Source organism: Dactylosporangium sp. NPDC005572, assembly GCF_040605515.1.
GTDB lineage: Bacteria > Actinomycetota > Actinomycetes > Mycobacteriales > Micromonosporaceae > Dactylosporangium.
The window spans coordinates 1-2472 of sequence record NZ_JBEXCY010000432.1; the positions used below are offsets into that span (position 1 = coordinate 1).

5 protein-coding genes are annotated in these 2472 nt (G+C 74.3%); 2 read left to right on the forward strand and 3 right to left on the reverse strand.

From position 1 onward, the window contains the following. A partial coding sequence (locus ABZS66_RS61305) for a hypothetical protein (protein WP_354774169.1) occupies positions 1-276 on the reverse strand: 276 nt, incomplete at its 3' end. 4 nt (positions 277-280) lie between these two features. Then, a complete protein-coding gene (locus ABZS66_RS61310; RefSeq protein WP_354774171.1) occupies positions 281-940 on the reverse strand; it encodes a response regulator transcription factor in 660 nt (219 codons plus the stop codon). A 130-nt stretch (positions 941-1070) separates the two neighbouring features. On the opposite strand from ABZS66_RS61310, the gene ABZS66_RS61315 reads away from it, so the two are divergent. After that, positions 1071-1502 carry a hypothetical protein gene (locus ABZS66_RS61315; RefSeq protein WP_354774173.1) on the forward strand — a complete coding sequence of 144 codons (432 nt, stop codon included), beginning with the start codon at positions 1071-1073 and terminating at the stop codon, positions 1500-1502. On the opposite strand, the gene ABZS66_RS61320 is transcribed toward ABZS66_RS61315, so the two are convergent. Then, positions 1489-2046 carry a class I SAM-dependent methyltransferase gene (locus ABZS66_RS61320; RefSeq protein WP_354774174.1) on the reverse strand — a complete coding sequence of 186 codons (558 nt, stop codon included), beginning with the start codon at positions 2044-2046 and terminating at the stop codon, positions 1489-1491. The two genes, ABZS66_RS61315 and ABZS66_RS61320, sit on opposite strands and share 14 nt — an antisense overlap. A gap of 56 nt (positions 2047-2102) precedes the next feature. On the opposite strand from ABZS66_RS61320, the gene ABZS66_RS61325 reads away from it, so the two are divergent. Beyond that, positions 2103-2472, forward strand: a 370-nt coding sequence (locus ABZS66_RS61325) for a cupin domain-containing protein (RefSeq protein WP_354774176.1), incomplete at its 3' end; no start/stop codon positions are given.

A 2472-nucleotide genomic window follows, 5' to 3' on the forward strand; every position in this document is an offset into this window, starting at 1 on the left:
ACGGCGTATACGATGCGCAAGCCGATCCCCGAGCCCATGCCGATGGACCGGCACGACCCGCAACAGGGCGAGGGGGATGGTGACGAGGACGGCGCTGACCCACACACCGCGGGCGAGTCCGGGCTGGCCCGCGGCGAGCAGCACCGGGCCGGCGAACAGGCTCACGGCCGCCGCGATGAGCAGGTACCCCGTCGTGGTGGCGGCGATGAGCAAGCCCACCACCGCGCAGCCCAGGCCGGCGGCCAGCTGCCAGGTCAGCGCCCACAGCGGTCCCACCCGGTCACCCCTCCTGCGGGTGGCCCAGGCCGTGTTCGCGGGCCCGGACGATGGCCTCGGCGCGGCTGGCCACGCGCAGCTTGGCGAAGATCGCGGAGACATGGTTGCCGACCGTCTTCGGCGCCAGGCCGAGGGCGGCGGCGATCGCGCCGTTGCCCTCGCCCTGCGCGACGCGCTCCAGCACCTCCCGTTCGCGGGCGGTCAGGTGCGGGAACGGCGGGTCCGGCGGCTGGGGCGCGTCGAGGTGGGCGAGCAGCCGCGCGGCGACCCCGGGCCCGATGACCACCTGACCGGTGGCCACGGACCGGATCGCGGCGACCACCTCGTCCTGGCCGGCGCCCTTGAGCAGGTACCCGCGGGCGCCGGCGCGCATCGCCGACAGCACGGTCTCGTCGTCGTCGAACATCGTCAGGACCAGCACCGCCGCGCCGGGCACCGCACGGCTCAGCTGCCGGGTCGACTCGATCCCGTTCATCACCGGCATGTTGATGTCCATGATGACGACGTCGGGCTCGGTCAGCTGCGCCTCGCGGACCGCCTCCACACCGGTCGTCGCCTCGGCCACCACGACGAAGGCGTCGAGGGAGGCGAGCAGGGCGCCGATGCCCCGCCGTACCAGGAAGTGGTCGTCGGCGATGAGCACGCGCACGGGTGCGGCCGTCATGTCCAGAGCATGGACCCTGACGAGCCGACCGCGCATCGGCCCGGCATCCAGGAAAGCCGGGTGGCGTCCCGGCCCGCCCGGGAATCCCGCCTCATGCCGCCCGGCGCCCGCCGGGTGCATGCTCTTCGCCATGAGCGCACTCACCGTCAGGCACCGGGTGGGTCTCGTGATGGCCGCCCTGCTCGGCGTCGCGGACATCACCGGCCCGGCCCCGTCCGCGATCGCCGCCGCGCTGCTCTTCCCGCAGACGACCGGCAACGAGGCCGACCCGTTCTCGATCGGCGGACCGGCGATCATCGCGTCGTTCGTCCTCGCCGTCGTCCTCGGCGTGTCGACGCTCATCGGCGTCGTGCTGGCCTGGGTCCTGGGCAGCCGGCTCGCCGCGCGCGCCGTCGCCGCGGCCCGGGTCGTCGCCGTGCTCATCACCGCGCCGGTCTTCCTGCTGGAGGGCCTGGAGGCGTGGATCTTCGTGCTCGCGGCGGCGGTGGTGATCGTGAACATCACCACGATCGTCCTGGTGCTGTCGCGCCCGGCCGCCCGTACGATCGTCAGGACGCCCTGAACCGCAGCCGGCGGTTGTCCACTGTGGACACCTTGACGTCGGTGAAGCCGGCCGTGCGCAACCGGTCCGGGAACGTCGCCGGGTCGACCGGCACCATCGTGTCGGCGACGTGCAGCAGGCGGAACCGGGGCGACGGCAGGCTGTCGCACCCGGCGAACACGCCGCCGCCGGCCAGCACCCGCCGGGCCTCGGCGAGGAGCCGGTCCTGCAGTTCGGCCGACGGCACGTGGTGCAGCATCGTGAAGCACACGACCGTGTCGAACGCCCCGTCCGGGAACGGCAGGGCGGCGCCGTCGCCCTCCACGACCGTCACCCCGGCCGGCAGCGTCCGGCGCAGGTGGGCCGCCAGCTTCGGGTTGATCTCGACCGCGGTCATCGCCGGGGCGTCACGGGCGAGGACCCGGGTCGTCGCGCCGAACCCCGGCCCGATCTCCAGCACCCGCGGCCCGAGCGGCACGCCGTGCAGCGCCCACGGCAGCACCTGGTCCTCGACCGTCCGGAACCACTTCGCCGACCGGCAGATCCGGTTGTGCAGCAGATTCATGCCAGTCACCGTAGGCAGGCGCCGGCGCTGGCCGGAAGCCGCTACGCTGCCAACTGATGTCGGGATCGGGACATCCGGCGATCATGGTCGGCGACGTCACCATGACCCCGGGCACGCGCTTCGACCAGCACCGCCACCCGGTGCCCCAGCTGGCCTGGGCCGTGAGCGGGGTGGTGCGGATCAGCACGCCCGGCGGCGTCTGGGTCCTCCCGGCCACCCGCGCGCTGTGGATCCCGACCGGCGTCCCGCACGCCGTCGACGGCGGCGTGGCCGGCGGCCCGGCGGTCTTCCGCACGGTCTACGTGACCCCGCCGCCCGCTCCGGCCGTGGACGGGCCGGCCGCAGATGGGCTGGTGGGGGATGGGCTGGCCGCCCTGACCTGCTTCGCCTGGGGCCCAACCGGTTCGAGGCGGCGCTGCGGGCCGA